Source organism: Flavobacterium algicola, assembly GCF_022399565.1.
Classification (GTDB): domain Bacteria; phylum Bacteroidota; class Bacteroidia; order Flavobacteriales; family Flavobacteriaceae; genus Flavobacterium; species Flavobacterium algicola.
Genome location: NZ_JAJTUT010000005.1, coordinates 19,271 through 36,814 on the forward strand (window position 1 = coordinate 19,271; position 17,544 = coordinate 36,814).

Annotated in this window: 15 protein-coding genes; 1 reads left to right on the plus strand and 14 read right to left on the minus strand. The window is 35.2% G+C overall.

Annotated elements, in window-relative coordinates:
* The first annotated feature begins 22 nt into the window (after positions 1-22).
* On the plus strand, positions 23-1,168 hold the full coding sequence (locus LXH21_RS15490) for a lipoprotein N-acyltransferase Lnb domain-containing protein (protein WP_239867993.1): 1,146 nt from the start codon (positions 23-25) through the stop codon (positions 1,166-1,168).
* 78 nt (positions 1,169-1,246) lie between these two features.
* Here LXH21_RS15490 and LXH21_RS15495 read toward each other — a convergent pair whose 3' ends face one another.
* From LXH21_RS15495 to LXH21_RS15560, 14 genes are all read right to left on the minus strand, one after another.
* Positions 1,247-2,644 carry an exopolysaccharide biosynthesis polyprenyl glycosylphosphotransferase gene (locus LXH21_RS15495; RefSeq protein ID WP_239868443.1) on the minus strand — a complete coding sequence of 466 codons (1,398 nt, stop codon included), beginning with the start codon at positions 2,642-2,644 and terminating at the stop codon, positions 1,247-1,249.
* A 64-nt stretch (positions 2,645-2,708) separates the two neighbouring features.
* On the minus strand, positions 2,709-4,058 hold the full coding sequence (locus LXH21_RS15500) for an O-antigen ligase family protein (protein ID WP_239867996.1): 1,350 nt from the start codon (positions 4,056-4,058) through the stop codon (positions 2,709-2,711).
* A complete protein-coding gene (locus tag LXH21_RS15505) occupies positions 4,055-5,134 on the minus strand; it encodes a glycosyltransferase family 4 protein (protein ID WP_239868001.1) in 1,080 nt (359 codons plus the stop codon). The genes LXH21_RS15500 and LXH21_RS15505 overlap by 4 nt, the downstream gene beginning before the upstream one ends.
* Positions 5,131-6,249: a glycosyltransferase family 4 protein gene (locus LXH21_RS15510; protein ID WP_239868004.1), complete on the minus strand. Its 1,119-nt coding sequence runs from the start codon at positions 6,247-6,249 to the stop codon at positions 5,131-5,133. The genes LXH21_RS15505 and LXH21_RS15510 overlap by 4 nt, the downstream gene beginning before the upstream one ends.
* A gap of 17 nt (positions 6,250-6,266) precedes the next feature.
* Entirely contained in the window at positions 6,267-7,217 is a 951-nt protein-coding gene (locus tag LXH21_RS15515; protein ID WP_239868007.1) for a hypothetical protein, read from the minus strand.
* A gap of 5 nt (positions 7,218-7,222) precedes the next feature.
* Positions 7,223-8,224: a glycosyltransferase family 2 protein gene (locus LXH21_RS15520; RefSeq protein WP_239868010.1), complete on the minus strand. Its 1,002-nt coding sequence runs from the start codon at positions 8,222-8,224 to the stop codon at positions 7,223-7,225.
* A 138-nt stretch (positions 8,225-8,362) separates the two neighbouring features.
* Positions 8,363-9,385, minus strand: a complete 1,023-nt coding sequence (locus LXH21_RS15525; protein WP_239868013.1) for a glycosyltransferase family 47 protein — start codon at positions 9,383-9,385, stop codon at positions 8,363-8,365.
* A 9-nt stretch (positions 9,386-9,394) separates the two neighbouring features.
* Positions 9,395-10,186, minus strand: coding sequence for a glycosyltransferase family 2 protein (locus LXH21_RS15530; RefSeq protein ID WP_239868016.1), 792 nt, complete (start codon positions 10,184-10,186; stop codon positions 9,395-9,397).
* Positions 10,173-11,723: a glycosyltransferase family 2 protein gene (locus tag LXH21_RS15535; protein ID WP_239868019.1), complete on the minus strand. Its 1,551-nt coding sequence runs from the start codon at positions 11,721-11,723 to the stop codon at positions 10,173-10,175. The genes LXH21_RS15530 and LXH21_RS15535 overlap by 14 nt, the downstream gene beginning before the upstream one ends.
* Entirely contained in the window at positions 11,720-12,868 is a 1,149-nt protein-coding gene (locus LXH21_RS15540) for a glycosyltransferase family 4 protein (RefSeq protein ID WP_239868022.1), read from the minus strand. Before LXH21_RS15540 ends, LXH21_RS15535 begins: the two co-directional genes overlap by 4 nt.
* A 10-nt stretch (positions 12,869-12,878) precedes the next feature.
* Entirely contained in the window at positions 12,879-13,661 is a 783-nt protein-coding gene (locus LXH21_RS15545; protein ID WP_239868023.1) for an FkbM family methyltransferase, read from the minus strand.
* Position 13,662: 1 nt separating this feature from the next.
* On the minus strand, positions 13,663-14,550 hold the full coding sequence (locus LXH21_RS15550; protein ID WP_239868026.1) for a hypothetical protein: 888 nt from the start codon (positions 14,548-14,550) through the stop codon (positions 13,663-13,665).
* A gap of 129 nt (positions 14,551-14,679) precedes the next feature.
* A complete protein-coding gene (locus LXH21_RS15555) occupies positions 14,680-16,113 on the minus strand; it encodes an MBOAT family O-acyltransferase (RefSeq protein WP_239868029.1) in 1,434 nt (477 codons plus the stop codon).
* 1 nt (position 16,114) lies between these two features.
* Positions 16,115-17,512: a CDP-glycerol glycerophosphotransferase family protein gene (locus LXH21_RS15560; RefSeq protein WP_239868032.1), complete on the minus strand. Its 1,398-nt coding sequence runs from the start codon at positions 17,510-17,512 to the stop codon at positions 16,115-16,117.
* Between the last annotated feature and the right edge of the window lie 32 nt (positions 17,513-17,544).

The window sequence follows — 17,544 nt, forward strand, 5'->3', positions numbered from 1 at the left end:
GCTTTAATAAAAATAAACAATAATGAAAACTACCCTTTTCAAATTCACCCTATTACTTACAATTCTTTGTACACTTAACTCCTACAACGTTTCTGCTCAAAATCCTATTTTGTCTCAAAACGCTAAAGTAAGTATTCTTACTTGTGGCACAGGAAATGAATCTTATTCTTTGTTTGGACATACAGCATTACGTATTACAGATGAATTAACAATGGTGGATGTAGTGTACAATTATGGTGCATTTGATTTTAATACTCCAAATTTTGTTTCCAAATTTGCCAAAGGTGATTTAGATTATTTTGCAGTTACACATCGCTTTGCTGATTTTATGGCAACATATATGTATGAGCAACGAAATGTATACGAACAGGAATTGGAATTACCTCTAGAGGTGAAACAGCAATTGTTTGAGAATCTCAACTCTGCTTTGACATCTGGAGAAAGTATTTATCGCTATAAATTTATCGACAAAAATTGTACGTCGATGGTAATTGATATTATTAATAAGACGCTTAGAGAAACAGCCGTTAGCAAAAGAACTCCTTCTATACTAACTTATCGTAGTATTTTATATCCTTACTTCGATAACCATTTCTATGAGCAGTTGGGAACTAGTATTATTTTTGGAACAAAAGTAGACGCTATTAGCGATCATATTTTCTTACCATTAGACTTAATGGAAAACCTGAAACTAGCGACCTACAAAGGACAAAAATTAGTTCAAACAGAAACAAAAACATTATTAGATTTCGCGCCCACCGCCTCTTTCTCTTGGTGGAATAATTTCTACAGCTACCTTATTGTTCTAGGATTGATAATTGTCTTGAATATAAAATTAATCAATCAAGTTTACTTTTTTATCATGGGTGCTATTGGTATCTTGTTTATTTCCCTAGGTTTTTATTCCGGTCACTTGGAATTGGCAAATAATTATAATGTACTATTGTTTAACCCATTATTGGTGCTTTCTTTCTGTTTTTATGGGCAGAAACAAAGAAAATGGTTGTATTACATTGCTTTGTTCAGCCTACTATTACTGCTTATATATATTATTGTTTTAATAAATAAAGCACACTTCTTAATCGTATTGCCGTTAATTGTTACAAATGCTTACTTATTGGTAAAATTATACTTGAAGCACAACAAACGTATTTCTATCATAATCTAAATTATGTTAAAAAAATTGTTTACTTGTTTTTAATAATTTCTGTAAGATACACATTATCTCCCTTTAATAATTATGACACTATTGACCTCTATAAAAGAGAACTGTAGTAATCGTTTTAAATGTGATATTTAGATCCAGAAAGAAACTTCTGTGCTTGATGTAGTATAAGTCATATTGTAACTTAATCAAACTGTCTTCTATATTCTCCCCATAAGAATAGTTTACTTGTGCCCAACCAGTTAAACCTGGTTTAATAATATGACGGGTCTCATAAAACGGCATATTTTTGGCAATTAGTTCCACAAATTCTGTACGTTCTGGCCGGGGTCCTATAATTGCCATTTCGCCTTTTAATACATTTACAAATTGGGGCAGTTCGTCTATCCTTGTTTTTCTAAGAAATTTACCAAAAGCTGTTATTCTGCTGTCGTTTAAGGTGGCAAATACAGCTCCCTTTGTTTCTGCATTCTTCACCATAGTCCGCAGTTTAAGAATTTTAAAAGGACGACCATCCTTTCCGATTCGTTCTTGATTGTACCATAAATTTCCATTATTCCCAATAGCATTCCCTATAAGGATAAAGGGTAGCAAAACCACTACCAAACCTAATCCAAGAGTAGCGATTATTAGCTCAATTATGCGAACAACAAATAAGTATAACTTATTGTGATTACTGCGACTAAAGGGGAAGAAGCGATAGAAGTCAGTTGACATGTGATGAACAGGAATACGATGTGTTTTGGATTCGTACACTTGCGTATATTCCCTAATAACTTTACCGGCTTCGAGCACTTTTATCAATTGGTGGTACAGCTCAGGAGCTATCCCATTGGTAATTTGAGAAGCAACAACTATTTCAGAAATACCTTGTCTTGTAACATATTCTACTAATTCTTTTTCTGCTATTTGTTTTATGTAGGGATGCTTATTTGTTATTACAATGTCTTCATGATCTGTAGCTACAAAAGCCACAATCTTGTAATGGGGATCAATATTCTCTAGTCCTTGAATCAATTCTTCTACTTGGCCCTCGCTACAGACTAATAGAGCATTTTGAGAAAAACGAGTTGATGCCAAAAACTTAACGTAGAATAATCGCCAGCTTAACAATACTGCTAAAAAAACAGAATAAAACAATAGTATTTGCAACCTATTGGATGGTAACACTGGAGAAAACAAAGGAGTTAATAAGTACACTAAAACGGTAGAAGAAACACAAAGCAGAGTACTCTTCAGAATTTGAAACTCATTACTCGCTGTCTGGATATTGTACATTTCAAAAACAATTCCAAATACATTTAGGTAAAAGACCAAAAGAATCCAACATACGTTAGAGGATAAAATCTCCTTAAAATAGATAACATCAAAAGACTCACCTACCACATAGATTGCAAGGATAACAAATATAGCATCAAAGAGATGTAAAATCGCCTTTCTTTCTGATATCTCAAAATGCATTTTACTTTGGGACATAATGTACTATTGGTTTTCGTCGCAATTTAGTTAATTTAGAAAGAACCTTTCATGATAACACAATTTTTTAATTATGCTCTTCATTTCTTGGTTTGTTAGGTATCAATTTCACATTTAATAATGCGAGACCATATACAAATGCAGAAACAGCTGTACGCATAGCAGCATGATTAATTGTCAAAAACCAAAAGGATAATAAGCAAAGTAAATAGAGATTAAAACCTTTCTCCAAATACAACGCCATTGGCGTTACTATTAGAATAAGTAAACCAAAAATTCCCAATAAGCCATGTTCGGCCATCATTCTTGTAATTTCATCATGCGATAAAACAAATATTCCTGACTTCTCTTTTCTTATTTCGACCCCTTTCCCTACGCCAACGCCAAACAGTGGATTATCAAGAAACATATCAATCTCACTTAATGCAATCATTTCTCTTCCCGTAAATTGATTTTCTTTTTCTCTACCAGCAGCATCTTGATTTGCATATCTCTTATTAATTAACCCACCTGTTTGAAAAGAGGTATAGCTCCAAGCTCCTAACATCACGGTGCCAATGATTATGATGATCAAACCAAGTTTTATTTTACCCGTACCATTTGCTTTGAAATACAAAGATAAAAGTAGGATGACAATCATCAATAAGCCCGTAATCATTCCACCTCTTGAGAAGGTTACCATTCCGCGATAGAAAAAATTAAACGCTATAATTAAATTAATAACAACAATAATTTTAGATTTTGATTCAAGTATAACTCTCGAAAAAAAGATAAACATTCCTAGACCAAGATATGTAGCAACTTGATTAGGTCCAAAACCACCTGAAGTTGCATAAGTAGATGCTGTTCCTGTAATAATATCCCGGATATTTGGCGTATAAAATATCAGGTAAATCATCGCACTAACGATAGGCAGACCTAAACTTAACATCAAATTATTAAATTGTTGCAGCGTAAAAACTCTCCTGTACGTGTATAATGCAGTAAAGGCAAGGCATAATGGTCCTGAAATATTAAAGGTAATAGCATTCTTAATATCGGTATCGAAGTCCAAAGCAAATGTTGACAAAATTACTCCAGGAATTAGTAAGACAATAAATAGCCAGTATATGTAACTTCTTTTTGACATCCCGCTGTATATTGCACCAATCAACATAAAAATCATTACGCCATATTTTGAGAATTCGTAGGTGATATTTCCATTCGTCATTCGCAATAAAAGCTCACTACCTACCAAATAGGCTGCTGCATAAAGACATTCATGATTTCTGTTTTTGGTTTTAACTATATAATAGATTCCGAGAATCAATCCTAAAAAGCCATACAATTTGGCTGTAAAAGGTATGAGGTACACCAGAAAACCAATTCCGACATGGATTAGTAATAAAATAATATAGTTTAATTCTTCTCTTTTCATTTCAATATTTTTTGAATCCAAGGCAAATAAACTTGGAGCGCACTCTCTTCCGAGTAGTGTTGTTGTACAGTTTCGTACAGTTTTTGACCCAATTCTTTTTGCAAACTTTCATCGGTAATCAAAGCAACAAGATAGCAGTGAAAACTTGTTGCCTCTTGATGTGGTACAACAAAACCATTTTCCCCTTGTGTGATGATACTCGGTATTTGTCCCACTGCTGTAGCAACCACTGGTAGTGCACTCCAACCGTATTCAAGTAAAGCAACGGGTAAGCCTTCTGAGGCTGATGTAAGAATTCCGATAGTGGCTTGCTTCAATAGTTGTGGTATCGCATTTTGACTGCCGTACACAAAAACATGCTGCTCTAACCCAACCTCTTTGATTTTGTCCTTCATTTTTTTCGAATACGCATCATCAAAATCTTTCCCAATCAAATGAAAGGTCCAGTCTCGGTGTGAAATCTTTAATTTTAGTGCAATATCAAGCAGTAAAAAATGATTTTTTTGTACGCGAAGATTGGCCAGACAGACAATACGTTTGCCCAAAACTCCTTTTAACGGCAATGGATTTGTTACCTTTTCTTCTGCAGCTGGAAAATTAGGAATATAAATACTATTTGCAAAATGTAGTTCGTCTTTTGCCCATTTTTTCAACTGCTGATTCACTGCTACTACACCATCAAAAAAAGGAAGCATCATTCGGAAAAGTTGCTTTTTTCGTCCTGCCAAAAAATCGCTATCTCCATAATGGTCGTGCCAAATCAGTTTGATCGAAGGACACACCAATTTGAGTAAAAAACCCGTGACTATAGAAGTACTATGAACCTGAATGAGGTCTACCTTATTATCTATCACAAACCTTCTCAAATTCCAGATTGCTTTTGGATCTGTCGCGCTTTGCTTATTCAAAAAAACATATGAAGTCTTTGCATCTAAATGTTGTAACAAAGGACCTTCTTTGCGTGTGGCTACAAGACCAGAAAAAGAAATCTTGTGTGCCAAAGCATTGGCATAGTTTACCGCCATACGTTCTGCTCCGCCGGTTTCTAGTGAATCAATGAGTTGAATAATTCTCATGGCAGTAGCAGTTTTTTAATTTCGTTTTCAAATCGCTCCAACGTGTACTGTTGTGACCAGTTGGCCGCTTTTTCTCTTTTTTCGACTAAAGCTATAGAATCTGTAAGCACATTTTCAATTGCAGTACAATCGTTTTCCAAATCCATTTCGATCAAAATTCCTCTTCCTCCATAATCTAGCATGAACGGCACACAGGATACTGCTGTGGCTATAGGTACACAACCCCAAAACATACCTTCGGCAATTGCTTTTGGCCAGCCTTCACTTGCAGAGGGCAGCATTACAAAATGGCTTTCCTGATAGGCTTCTTTGATGGTTTCTTTGTTTTTATTTCCTTCTAATGAAATATAGTTTTCTAATTTTTGGCTAGAAATATAGTTTTCTAAGGTTTGTCTTTCTATTCCTTCTCCATATAATTTCAAAGAAACAGCATGTCCTTTTGCTACTAATTTTTCAATCAATTGAATAGCATATAGTGGATTTTTGCCTTTGACCAAGGCACCTACAAATACAAATTGAAATCTATCTTGCTTATCAAAAAGACTTAACGGCTTTATTTCTTTTTCGGAATAAGTCGCTGTGAAGAAAGATTTGACATTGGCTGTAGCATTTTTCCAATCCCCATACACCAAAACTTGCATCTTTTGACTCCAAAAAGTACTACTCAAAATTTGTGTCTGCAATCTATAGGTCCAAGGCTGTTTTGAATTGGGATCCCAATTGCCCGCGTACTTGGCTGTTTTTATTTTATTCGGAAATAAAATTTGCACCAAACACCCCAAAAGCCCAATGTTTCCGGGACAACGTAAATGAATGTGATCTGCCTCGTCCATAGCTTTGTAGAGTTCCCAACAAATTTTCGGGAATTTAGTCACTGCTTCAATACTATTTTTAAGGCTTAAAATATCAAAGTTCTCTATGGGGATAAATGTAATATTTAGCTGTTCATAAGCCGCGGCTATTGGCGTTATCGAACTTGAGGACAGAGGAGCAACAATGATTAATTCTGCTACATATTTTGACCAAATATTCATTTCGTTCACATAGGGCGCATAGGCAAAAAAACGATTTTGCGCTACGATATGCGGGACATGTGTGACGATGAGGAATTTCATATGGTTTTTATTCGAATTTAAAATTTTGCTATTTCTCTCATTATATAGTGTATTTGTGCTTGAGGTGTACAGTGGGTATCAAAATATTTTTTCCCCTCAGAAGCAATTTTCTCATGATAACCTACCTCATCCAAGATGCGATCCAAAACATCTTTATAGTCCCTCGTCTCTTCGATAAAATGTATATTTTGCTGGTGTTTAAACTCCACAGGCAATTCAATTTTAAAAGGGAAAGACAAAACAAATAATCCTTGGTTTAGATATTCTGCCAATCGCCAACTAACGGCGTCACAAACTGCGGGATTGTTAAGCGCAATGAGAGATTGCGCACTTCGCTTAGAAAAAATTCTAGGTGAATACATAATCTTATTTACTTCTTCATCAAATCCTAAATTATTATTATCTGACCTTGGCACAAAACCTCCTTCAAATTTAATTCGAGCATCTTGTTTGCAAAAACGAATAAACTCAGCTCGTATTGTATTGGTATTTGCTTCCTTCTTCCATATATTCGACGAAAAAAAGACGAATCGACTGGTAACATTCTTGAATTTTTTATTTTCATAAGAAGGCCGTCTCCATTGAATATAAAGTTGACGCACCACTTCTTTAAATTTTAAGTATCTAAACAATTTCATTCCAAAAAGAGAAACGTAAAGCGAACAAATGGCTACCGGATAATGTGGAAATAATGGTTTAACTTTTTCTTGTGCGTACGATGGATGGTTTTTTAACTTGTTTGTTACGAAATACCAACTGCATAAATCATATAACTCTTGGACAACTCCAACGGGATCATCATTATCAATGATAACGATAACGCCCTTTATTTCTAAAATTGTGATGGGTTTATTATTGTATTTCTGGAAACGATTTTCTGGTTTATATTTTAACTTATAGACCTGTGAAAACCCAAGCAAATAATAGCTTGCATAGAAATTAGGAATATTTAAAACGGTAACAATCATTCTACTTAATTTTCAATTTTAGGTTTACTAATCAATAAGCTCCACCACCCAACTGTTCTACCCAAAGCTTCGGTAAAAGCAGCTTTCTTTTGACTGCCCGTTACCGCATTTGTAAATCGAATTATGGTCAAAACAATCGTAATGGCATGCCATTTGAATCTAGCTTCTACATTTGGGTTTGGATTTTTCACACGCCAGACGTACCAACCGTTTCGTACGACCATTTTACCGTATAGGTATTGATTGGGTCTGCCCGATGCATCATGATAATGATTTAATCTAGCGGCAGTATTCAAATAGAGTTGTCCTAATCTTGACGCTCTCAAACAAAAATCGGCATCTTCATATAAGCCATATCCTTCAAAATAAGTTGAGAAATGAATTTGATCAAACAGCTTCTTCCTAAACGAAGAAACGCCACCCATAAGCATTTCTACTTTATAGGTTTTATCACTTGGCGGCAAAAATCCAACATTGCGCCCATGTGAATACAACGATGAATAACCTGGAGGACAATTACTATCTATTCCTAATATTTTTCGAAGAATAAACCGGGAACCTTCTTTACAAGTCCACCCGTCATAATAAAACTCATTGATTTCTGGCTTGTAATTATCACCTACAAAATCCCATTTAATCTCATTGTTAATGTAGCCGCCTACACCCAAAGCATCTGGGAAATGTTGATACGTTTTAATTAACTGCTCAAAATAATCGCTTTCAAGTACAATATCATCATCCAAAAAACAAATGATTTCAGTTGTGTTATCCACCTTTTTTATACCGAAATTGCGCTGTTTGGTAAGGCCCCTATCTTCATCAGGGATCTTAAAATATTTTAATTTTTCGAATTTGTTTTTTGATAAAATTGTTTTGGTCTCTTCATTGGCCGCCCCATCAACGATGATAATTTCGTCAGGAAAAACAGTTTGACTTTGAACTGATTGCAATAATTTCAACAAAGGCAAAGGCCTTAAATACGTACAAATAATTAACGCTATTTTCATTGCCTAAGTTCCTTATTTAATATTAGCTGAAATTTTCGACCATTATCTATGATCGAATTGTTTACAAAAAATACAGCTTTTGTACTTGTATTCATTTTTATTTAAGCAAAGCCAAACGCCTTATGTGTTACTTTTTTTTTAATTTGACTCTAAGGTAAAGCGATCATAAATTGCTACAAAATACTCAATTCGCCTAAGCTTTTTGAGCCACAACTCGCGATTTTGCATTTGAATTTGCTCAAAATCGATTTCGGATATTTTATGATGGAAACCTAGTAATTGTTGTTCCAGTGAGTGTTCCTGAACCAAAACAATATGATTGTCCCAATTAATACTATTAATCAAAGGTAATCTAAAATCGGTATCAATTACAACTGGAATTCGCCCCATTGCAAGCGTTTCGTATAGTCGAACCGAAAAATTACCAACACCTCGTATGCAAAACACATAAGGATTATGCTCCATATTCTGAAAAAACTCTAACTTGAACTTTTTATGATCTTCTGTTTTATTTACACCTCCATGGTACTTTTTTCTCAATATAAAATCTGTTATGATATTGCTATTAACCATCAGTCTTTTTAAAAATTGATAGCGTTTGATACTTGACGGATAATAGGGCTGAAAATCAGTTTGAAGTTGCTTAGTGAATCGTTTACAATTGTACTTGATATAAACTAGGTACTCTTTGATTTTTTTTACTAAGGAATTATTTGCATTACCCACAAAACCTATTTGGATTTTATTATTTTTTGGGATCGTTTTAAAATCTTTTTCTAAGAACTCATATGGGTCTCCAATAAAAGAGGGCAAAATAAAAGTTGAATCGTTTAACTTGGAATGGAAACCACCTGTTCTAAATGTATTGACACGAGGATCTATTGTCTGTCCAAAATCTCCTGCAGTGTACACCCATACTTTTTTTCCTAGATCGAGAGCTGTTCCTATAAATTTAGCTAATCGAGGCTGTCCTTTTGCCGAATCGTAATGAGCTATATCTATAGGTACAACAGCTATATCGCATTCTTCAACTCTGTACACCAATTCAAATTTTTCAAGTAAATACTCATTGCGCACGTACCACAAGTCAAATAACAATGGAAATACTTGTTTCCTATACATCGGAATCAAAAACTTGGGATCTGTATAAAGCTTGAGCATAAATAGGATTTATTTAATTCGAAAATTTTTGTAGGTGCGCAGTCCTCTTGTAGTACTGTTATATCTTAAACATTCATAATACAAACGAAATGCACGAGCCATTTTTACTATCGGTTTATAAATTTGAATTTCTTTATTCTTTTTACCTGATTCATTTGCCAAAACGGAAACGCTACCCTCCACAACCATTGCAAAGGCTTTTTTAGTTAATCCGATTCTAGCCTTAGACTTTAAAATTCGAATCGCATATTCCGTTTCACCGTAACGCCCAGAGGTGTTCTCCAAATAATAATCATAGGTTTTATAAAAACTTTTTTTGACAATAAATGGATGATCACTATACTGGTAGTAATTGGTTTGAAAATTTTCAAACGAAAATTTCGGAATCAACTTTACATTTTCAGTCAAATGAATCAGTTTGTTAAATTTTACATTTGAGGTAAATCGAATCATGTCTACCTTATTAGTATGTAACAAATTTAAACATTCTGGCAAATAAGTACTTAAATCGGGCATCAAAATAAAGTCTTCTTGACAATAAACTATGTATTCGCCTTCACATGATTTTATACCTTTATTAATATTGGCTGCAAGTCCTTGATTTTGTGGAGCCAAAATCAACTTATCAATTGCATAGTCTTCTATTAATTTTAAATTGTCTTTTGAACTATAATCATCACTTACCACAATTTCATAACTTAATGCATCAAGATTTTCAATCGCATTAATACATTGCAATAAATCGTAGGGACGATTGTAATGTGTGATCAAAAAACTAATTTTTATACTATCTTTTTTCATCTCTTAATTTGCTAGCCCAATATTGACTCACTGCCCATTTTTGCCTAAACATCTTATAAAAATATAAGTAGTTCGTAAAATTTACTTTTGTAACTAATTTCAAAAACAAGATAATCTGATAACCATTTACTTGCTGCTTTGTAAAATGCTTTTTGTAGACAAACATTATGGTTGGCGAAGGTTTTGGTTGGATCAGCTCAGCGTCCCACAATTGCACAATAGGAGTTCTAAAACCACCCATGGGAGCTTTGAGATGCGTAATTCTCAAACTAGGAAAATAAATCACATCATGGCCATGGTTGCGCAATTGCATTCCAAAGTCGGTATCTTCTCCGTATCCAAATTCTAGCGCTTTATCAAAACGTATATTTTGCAAGGAAGATCGCTTCACGAAACTATTGCCCGAACCAAAGATTCCTGATTGATGAATGATGTTAAATTCTTGCACCTCCTCCTGTAAAATATAATTTGTAGTCACCACAGTGGTTCCGTATTGCGCTGCTTTGAGGAACATTTGTCCGATTAAATCGGCGTCAAAACGATTGTCATCGTCTCCAAGAAAAACCCACTCACTCGTTACTTGATCCAATGCCTGATTTCTTGCGTTGCATGCACCTGCTTGGTGTGTGAACGAATGCTTAATCACAAATGGCCAAGTTTCTGTGGTTACGTAATCTAAATCAGAGACACTTTTAGGATCTGGGTTCTGCTCTACTATAATCACGTTTTTTGGCAATACTGTTTGTTTGGCTAAGTCTTTTAGTACATCATACAAATATTTTTTTCGTCCAATGGTTGGAATGATAACATCAATTGTCGGACTGGTCTTATTTATTGTAATCTCGCTTTGTATGTCTATACCATCAAACGTAATTTTGGCACCCATTCGACTTTTGAAAAAGAAAGCATTCAAGAAAGGAAGTAATGGCAACCGTTTTTCGTAAATCAATAAATTAAGTAGTAATAGCAGCAACCAGCGTTTTTTAAAATGTTGCTTTACAAATCGAAATAAAGTAAATGTACATAATTTACTTGCTTCTTTTTCGACTTCTTTTTTAAGCAGTAAAGTTGGTTCTGAATAGCAAAAAAGACCTTTGGGCATCCCGATTTTGGCAACTGAATTCAAAAAATATTCAAAATTCTTGTCTGGTTTTACCTGTCCCGCGTACACTGATAAGGCAGCTGCGTGCATTACGCCTACATGAGTACTCATCATCCAAGTGGGATATTGCACCTCCTTATTGACTTTCAAAAAAGGTGATTGCTCGATATAGCCAATTGGGTTCAGCAAAAAAACATTCGATTCAACACTGTAACTCAACATCATTTTTTGATGGTGGCAGAGTAAATCAATTGCTTCCACATTCAGCTTGCTTGCAAAATCTTCCCCACACCAAACGATTTTGTCGTTAGGAAATTTCTTTGCCAACAGTAACATAGTTTTTGCGATGTTCCCATTTTCGACTTTTGCCAGAGTAGTATCTGCTACGCCTGCAATTCGAGAAATCTTGTTTTTATGATGGTAAATGATAATCATGAAGCACTGATTTCTTTGTAAAACTCAATATTTTGGATCACTATTTTATTAATGTCAAAATGTTCGCCCACATATTGCGCGGCCTTTTTTCCCATTTCTGCTCCAAGATCGGGACTTTTCAAAACCTCCACTATACGGTCGGCAAATTGCTGATGATCCCCCGGATGTACTAAAAAACCGCTCTCACCATCAACCATTAGTTCCTGTGCCCAGCCAATACTAGTATTGACTACAGGTTTTTGCAATGCCATGGATTCAATCGTTACCATCCCTAAAGTTTCGGCATAACTTGGAAACACACATACATTTGCTTGCCGCATAAATTCCTGCACGCCACTATACGCCACGGGTCCCAAATAGGTATAATTGGTTATATTGAACATTTTGAATTGTTCTTCTACTAATTGCCAAGTTGAAGAACTTTGCGTTTGAATATCCGGAGCATCCTGACCAATTAAGAATAATGTTGCATCAGGGTATTGTGCTGTTACCTTTTGCAAGATAATTGGTAATTCAAAAACTCCTTTTTTTCGAATAATGGTTCCAATGTATAAAATCATGCCGCGGTCAAAAGTAAGCGGATCTTCATTTTGAAAATGAGACAACTCAATTCCATAATGTATGGTTTTTACAACCTTTTTTTTAATACTAAACAATTCTGTTGAAAGATGAGCTGCATAATCTGTGGGTGCTATAAATGCATTTGCGCCGCGAGTAGCAATTTTCTCAAACCAAAAATTCTTTCGTTTCTGCTCCCGCTTTTCGATATGACAAAAATAAGTATCACTTCCATGAAACCGCATTACTACTGGAGTTGAAAATTTCATGAAGGCCGAAATTCCGGTCCAATCGGGTACTTCAATCAAGTCAATCTTATTTTTTTTGATGATCGAATTACAATAGTTTCGAATGTGTTTTCGATACCAAAACCACTTAAAAGCGCTGTAATTTTTATCCTCAATTAAATGAAACTGAATTCCGTTGTCCTCAAAAACCATGGCTTCTTTTTGAGCATACACAAAAACAGTAACCTTGACCTCTTTTCGAACCAAGGCCTCAGCCAAATTTTTGATACTCGTGCCCAATCCGCCAGAATTAGCGATTTTAGAATGTGGGTATTCGGGCGTGAGAAAAGCGATGTGCATGGGTAATTTTTTAACTATTAAATGTGTATCTGACATAAATATCTCCAAATTGTGTGTTTAGAAAATTTTCGTTTCTAATCAAATCTAGTATTGATGAATAATTGATCCAATTTGGTAATGCAAACTTCATGTTTTCTGTAATACAATAATTAAATTCTATTTTAGAATTATACAACTCATTTAAATAATACAAGCAATCTAATAAAGCTTGAACATTTTCTGGGACTGTATATTCTATAGACATCATATTTACAGGCTGTGACAGCCCTTTCAATACTTCTAATTCAAAACCCTCCACATCAATTTTTACAAAATCTGGTTTCCCGTAAACTTCAATTAAGTAATCGAGAGTAATCATTTCTACATCTCTTGTTTCGCTCCACTTAATATTGTCAAATCGGCCACTTTTCTTTGTAGAATTAATCCATTCAGTGGAAAACGACGATAGTATGTTAGCATTAGGCGCAATATGCATTTTCATAATCTCTTTTTTTGAACCTAAACCATTTTGTAAGAGAATAATCTTATTACCAAACTTTTTTCGTAGAAACTTTATGCATTCTACTTGAGGTTCCACAGCAATTATTGTAATATCAGTATCAATTATTGCTTCAATCCTGTTACCGAAATTAGCACCTATATCATAAAAAACACTATTAGGCTGTAAAAATTGAGAATAAAAAATACGTCTAGATACGAGATCTCTTCTTTCCTTTTGCGAAAGAAAGAGTGACTTTACAAGTTTTATATTTCCTATACCGAATAAAGATTTTGCTAAATTTTTTATGTTCATCTTAAATTTTAATTTTAAAAAAATCATTGATAATAACTGCTGTAAACTTTCGTGCCCCCATATCATTCATATGCCCGCAAGATGAAAAATATTTATCTTCAATAACAGCATTTTCGTAATTATAAACTTCAGGATAGGCTTTTTTTACTTTCTCGAAATAATTAATCCCTTTAGTATTTTCGCACATGGGTGTCATAATTGGTAGCAATCGGATGTTATGTTTTTTGCAAAGCAACTTTACATTTTCATAATATTTGTTGTGCGGCAAGGGCTTCAAATTGGTAATATCATTGCGCATTTTCATTTTCTTCTTGTTCCCCAACGGATAATACCCTTGGTTGTTCAACAAGGAAGTCGGCTCTTTGGTGAGTGTTTTGAATCCTTCTCTAAAGCCAATCTGAGAGTCGAATTTGATGTATCTGTAAAAAGGAATATAATACAAATAATTATAATCTGCTTCCTGTTCAAACTGCTCCCGAACCACCTCAGAATTGTGAAGGTAAGGCAAAAACTTGGACGCTACTCCATCGGCACGCTTATCATTAGACAAACTTAAATCGACTTCGATAATCAGGTTTTTAATCTCGTATTTCCGTTCCAACATCAATTTCAATAGTAAATCGGCTTCAAACAAATGCGAACCACTCATTCCATAATTAAAGGTCTTCAAACCTTTGTCTTCAAAAAGCTGTGACACAAAATGGTTGTTCGCCCGTGACGAACCCAAAATAACAACATCATACTTTTGCGCTGACGAGCTATACACTTGGTCTATTTTACCTCGACTGCTCGACTGTAAATAGATTTTCGTGTACGCCAAATCTAGTACCATCAATAGTACGATTGTTATGATAATTGTCTTTAAAACAAATAGTAAAAATTTCTTCATTGGTTGTTACTAGTTCACTCTACTTAATTTATATACCTATTTCCTGTCCTGTCGAGCGCAGTTGAGACACTCCTACATTAAATACCTCATCTCGACTACGCTCCATCTGACAAATAATTGTTACCACCATCAAAACTGAAAATAAATAAACTCTTTGTAATCCGAATACGTTCCTAAAGCGATGATAGCTAATAAGCAGACCGATAATTTTAAAGTTGCAAACTTTCCCGAAATGGGTTCGACCTGCGTTCTGTAACGCCATTCGACCAAAACAAATGCTAGGACCAAAATCAATAATTCAAAATTATAGCGCTCGTTGTCTAAATACTGCGATGCGAAAGTTCCTTTTGTGAAAATTCCTTTTAGATAAAGAACGGCATCTGTCACCGTTTTTGCCCGGAAGAACACCCACGCTACACACGACAGCAAAAAGGTGGATAATATGTTGATTATGGTTCGTACTGATTCCAAATTCCATGACAAAACAGGATTTTCAATATTGGTTCGATTTCGCTTGAGCAATAGCAAAGGCAAAAAATAGACGGCGTTGAGAAAACCCCAAACCAAATACGTCCAGTTGGCACCATGCCAAAAACCACTGACGACAAAAATGATAAAGGTGTTACGCACCTGTTGCAACTTGCTCCCTCTGCTGCCGCCTAGCGGAATGTACAAATAATCCTTGAACCAAGTGGACAATGAAATGTGCCATCGGCGCCAAAATTCAGCAATATCTCTAGAGAAATAAGGATAATTGAAGTTCTTTAGTAAATCGATTCCGAATAATTTTGACATACCTAATGCCATGTCCGAGTAACCCGAAAAATCACCGTAAATCTGGAAGGCAAAATAAATGGCTCCCAAAAGTAACGACAAGGAATTCATGCTGGTATAATGATCAAAAATAGCGTTGGCATACGTAGCACAGGTATCTGCAATCACTACTTTTTTGACCAACCCCCATACAAATTGGTAGATTCCAGCTTTTGCCTTTTCAAAATCAAAGCTGCGTTTCACCTTTACTTGCGGTAGTAAATGTGTGGCTCTTTCAATAGGGCCCGCCACCAACAGAGGGAAGTAAGACACAAAAAGGGAGTAATCAACAAAGTTGTATTCGGCTTTAATTCTTTTTTTATAAATATCAATCACATACGACAACCCGTGGAAGGTGTAAAACGAAATACCCACCGGCAAGACCACATCTAGTAAAAACGGACTGGATTGAAAACCTACCGAAGTCAACAATTCGCTCATCGAATTAGCAAAGAAGTTGTAATATTTAAAGATTCCTAGAAAACCCAAATTGACACCAATACTCAACCAGAACCAAAACTTTCGAGTGGTTTCTTTTTGGCTTTTCTCAATCTGAATTCCCGTGTAGTAATCCAAGAAAGTCGAAAAAACTAACAAAAACAGAAAGCGAAAATCCCAACAGGAATAAAAATAATAACTGGCAATGATCAATAGTAAATTTTGACTGCTTTTGTTTTTGTTAAAAACAAACCAATACAAAATAAATACAATGGGAAAAAATACCGCAAAGGCAAAGGAATTGAAAAACATCTTATCGTTGTAATATAGTAGTAATAGCAGCCCAAATATTTTCTGAAGCTTGCCTAGGTGTTTTAGACGCTACAATCTCAAACCACTTTTTCCCTTCGGATACGTTGGACAACTGACCGTCAAGAATTTGTTTGACTAAATTTTGCAAGTCTTTTTTATCAGTACAAAACACAGCCGCCTCTTGACTTGGCATACTTCTAAAATGGACATATTTGTAATTTTGTCCAATATCACGAATCCCTTTTTTCAATTGTGGTTGTTCATAATTATAGTAAATACAAGGCTTATCATGCGCTACAAAATCAAATACAGTTGAAGAGCATACATTGGTCACCAGTTCAGAATGTTGACAAACGTTGTACAACGCTTTCAAATCGGCTTTAGTGGGTAGAATCTCGTTCCAGTTCTTGCCATGAGGCTTCCACAAAGGATCTAGCGAAACTACCACATCTTTGTATTTGTCCAAAATTGCGTCATAGCGCGTACTGGTATCCACGGGGCACTTTCGATAAATAATACCTAGATTTTCACCCGCTGCATTCAAATTCCGAACGGCAATGGCAAGATCTTCCAAATAGTATTGATCCAGTGGCGAAGTCGTTTCATCATCACCCGAATAGCAAATGTATTTTTTGTTAATATCCAAATTGTTTTCGAGACAAAAGGCAGCTCTACTTTGTGACAAACTAGCATCAAAATGGGGTTCAAACTGCGGTGTTCCGGTAACAATCACTTGATTTTCTTTCACAAAAGGATAGTATTTCAGCACCTCCGCTTTCATCAAATCACTCCAAACGCAGTAGTAATCCGTTTCGATCAATTGCATCGCTTTGGGCACATTGTCCCAAGAATAGACAAACCCCAAAGTCGGAATTCCTAAATCCTGAGCCGCCAACAAAGCCCCAATCGATTGAGATGCGCGTTGGGTTGTACAAAAAACCAGATCGGGCTTGTGCTCCAACAACTGCGCTTTGCAATACTGGTATTTATCTGTAGCACGTTCAAGTGCATTAATGCGTTTTCGAATGCGAACAATCCCTTTTTCAGAAGAATTCAGTCCAATCATTATTTTCGAAAAAACGCTAATCAAACTATTTTTGACCCCCTTGTAACTAAAAGGAAATTTATAAGTCGGATACACATCATCACTAAATTTTTGTTGCGAAACATTCAACTCAATATGCTTGCGTATGCGGGTGTATATAGGAGTAAGTCGATGTATTTTGTGGTTTTCAATTTTAACCTCATCATATCCCAATTCGTCTTGCAACGAAAAAACAGTATTGTTCCAGTACACAATTTGATTGCCTTGTTGCTCGCCCAACTCCTTAAATTGCGTAAAAGCAAAGTTGCGAAGGCCAACACCATCAGGAAAAAAAACAAATATTTTTTTATTCATATTTTAATTCAAAAATTAACTTGGGCGTGCCA

Bases quoted from the DNA above. Each gene is read 5' to 3' on its own strand.
- LXH21_RS15490 (WP_239867993.1), top strand. From the start codon at position 23: ATGAAAACTACCCTTTTCAAATTCACCCTATTACTTACAATTCTTTGT.
- LXH21_RS15500 (WP_239867996.1), bottom strand. From the start codon at position 4,058: ATGAAAAGAGAAGAATTAAACTATATTATTTTATTACTAATCCATGTC.
- LXH21_RS15505 (WP_239868001.1), bottom strand. From the start codon at position 5,134: ATGAGAATTATTCAACTCATTGATTCACTAGAAACCGGCGGAGCAGAA.
- LXH21_RS15510 (WP_239868004.1), bottom strand. From the start codon at position 6,249: ATGAAATTCCTCATCGTCACACATGTCCCGCATATCGTAGCGCAAAAT.
- LXH21_RS15515 (WP_239868007.1), bottom strand. From the start codon at position 7,217: ATGATTGTTACCGTTTTAAATATTCCTAATTTCTATGCAAGCTATTAT.
- LXH21_RS15520 (WP_239868010.1), bottom strand. From the start codon at position 8,224: ATGAAAATAGCGTTAATTATTTGTACGTATTTAAGGCCTTTGCCTTTG.
- LXH21_RS15525 (WP_239868013.1), bottom strand. From the start codon at position 9,385: ATGCTCAAGCTTTATACAGATCCCAAGTTTTTGATTCCGATGTATAGG.
- LXH21_RS15530 (WP_239868016.1), bottom strand. From the start codon at position 10,186: ATGAAAAAAGATAGTATAAAAATTAGTTTTTTGATCACACATTACAAT.
- LXH21_RS15535 (WP_239868019.1), bottom strand. From the start codon at position 11,723: ATGATTATCATTTACCATCATAAAAACAAGATTTCTCGAATTGCAGGC.
- LXH21_RS15540 (WP_239868022.1), bottom strand. From the start codon at position 12,868: ATGCACATCGCTTTTCTCACGCCCGAATACCCACATTCTAAAATCGCT.
- LXH21_RS15545 (WP_239868023.1), bottom strand. From the start codon at position 13,661: ATGAACATAAAAAATTTAGCAAAATCTTTATTCGGTATAGGAAATATA.
- LXH21_RS15550 (WP_239868026.1), bottom strand. From the start codon at position 14,550: ATGAAGAAATTTTTACTATTTGTTTTAAAGACAATTATCATAACAATC.
- LXH21_RS15555 (WP_239868029.1), bottom strand. From the start codon at position 16,113: ATGTTTTTCAATTCCTTTGCCTTTGCGGTATTTTTTCCCATTGTATTT.
- LXH21_RS15560 (WP_239868032.1), bottom strand. From the start codon at position 17,512: ATGAATAAAAAAATATTTGTTTTTTTTCCTGATGGTGTTGGCCTTCGC.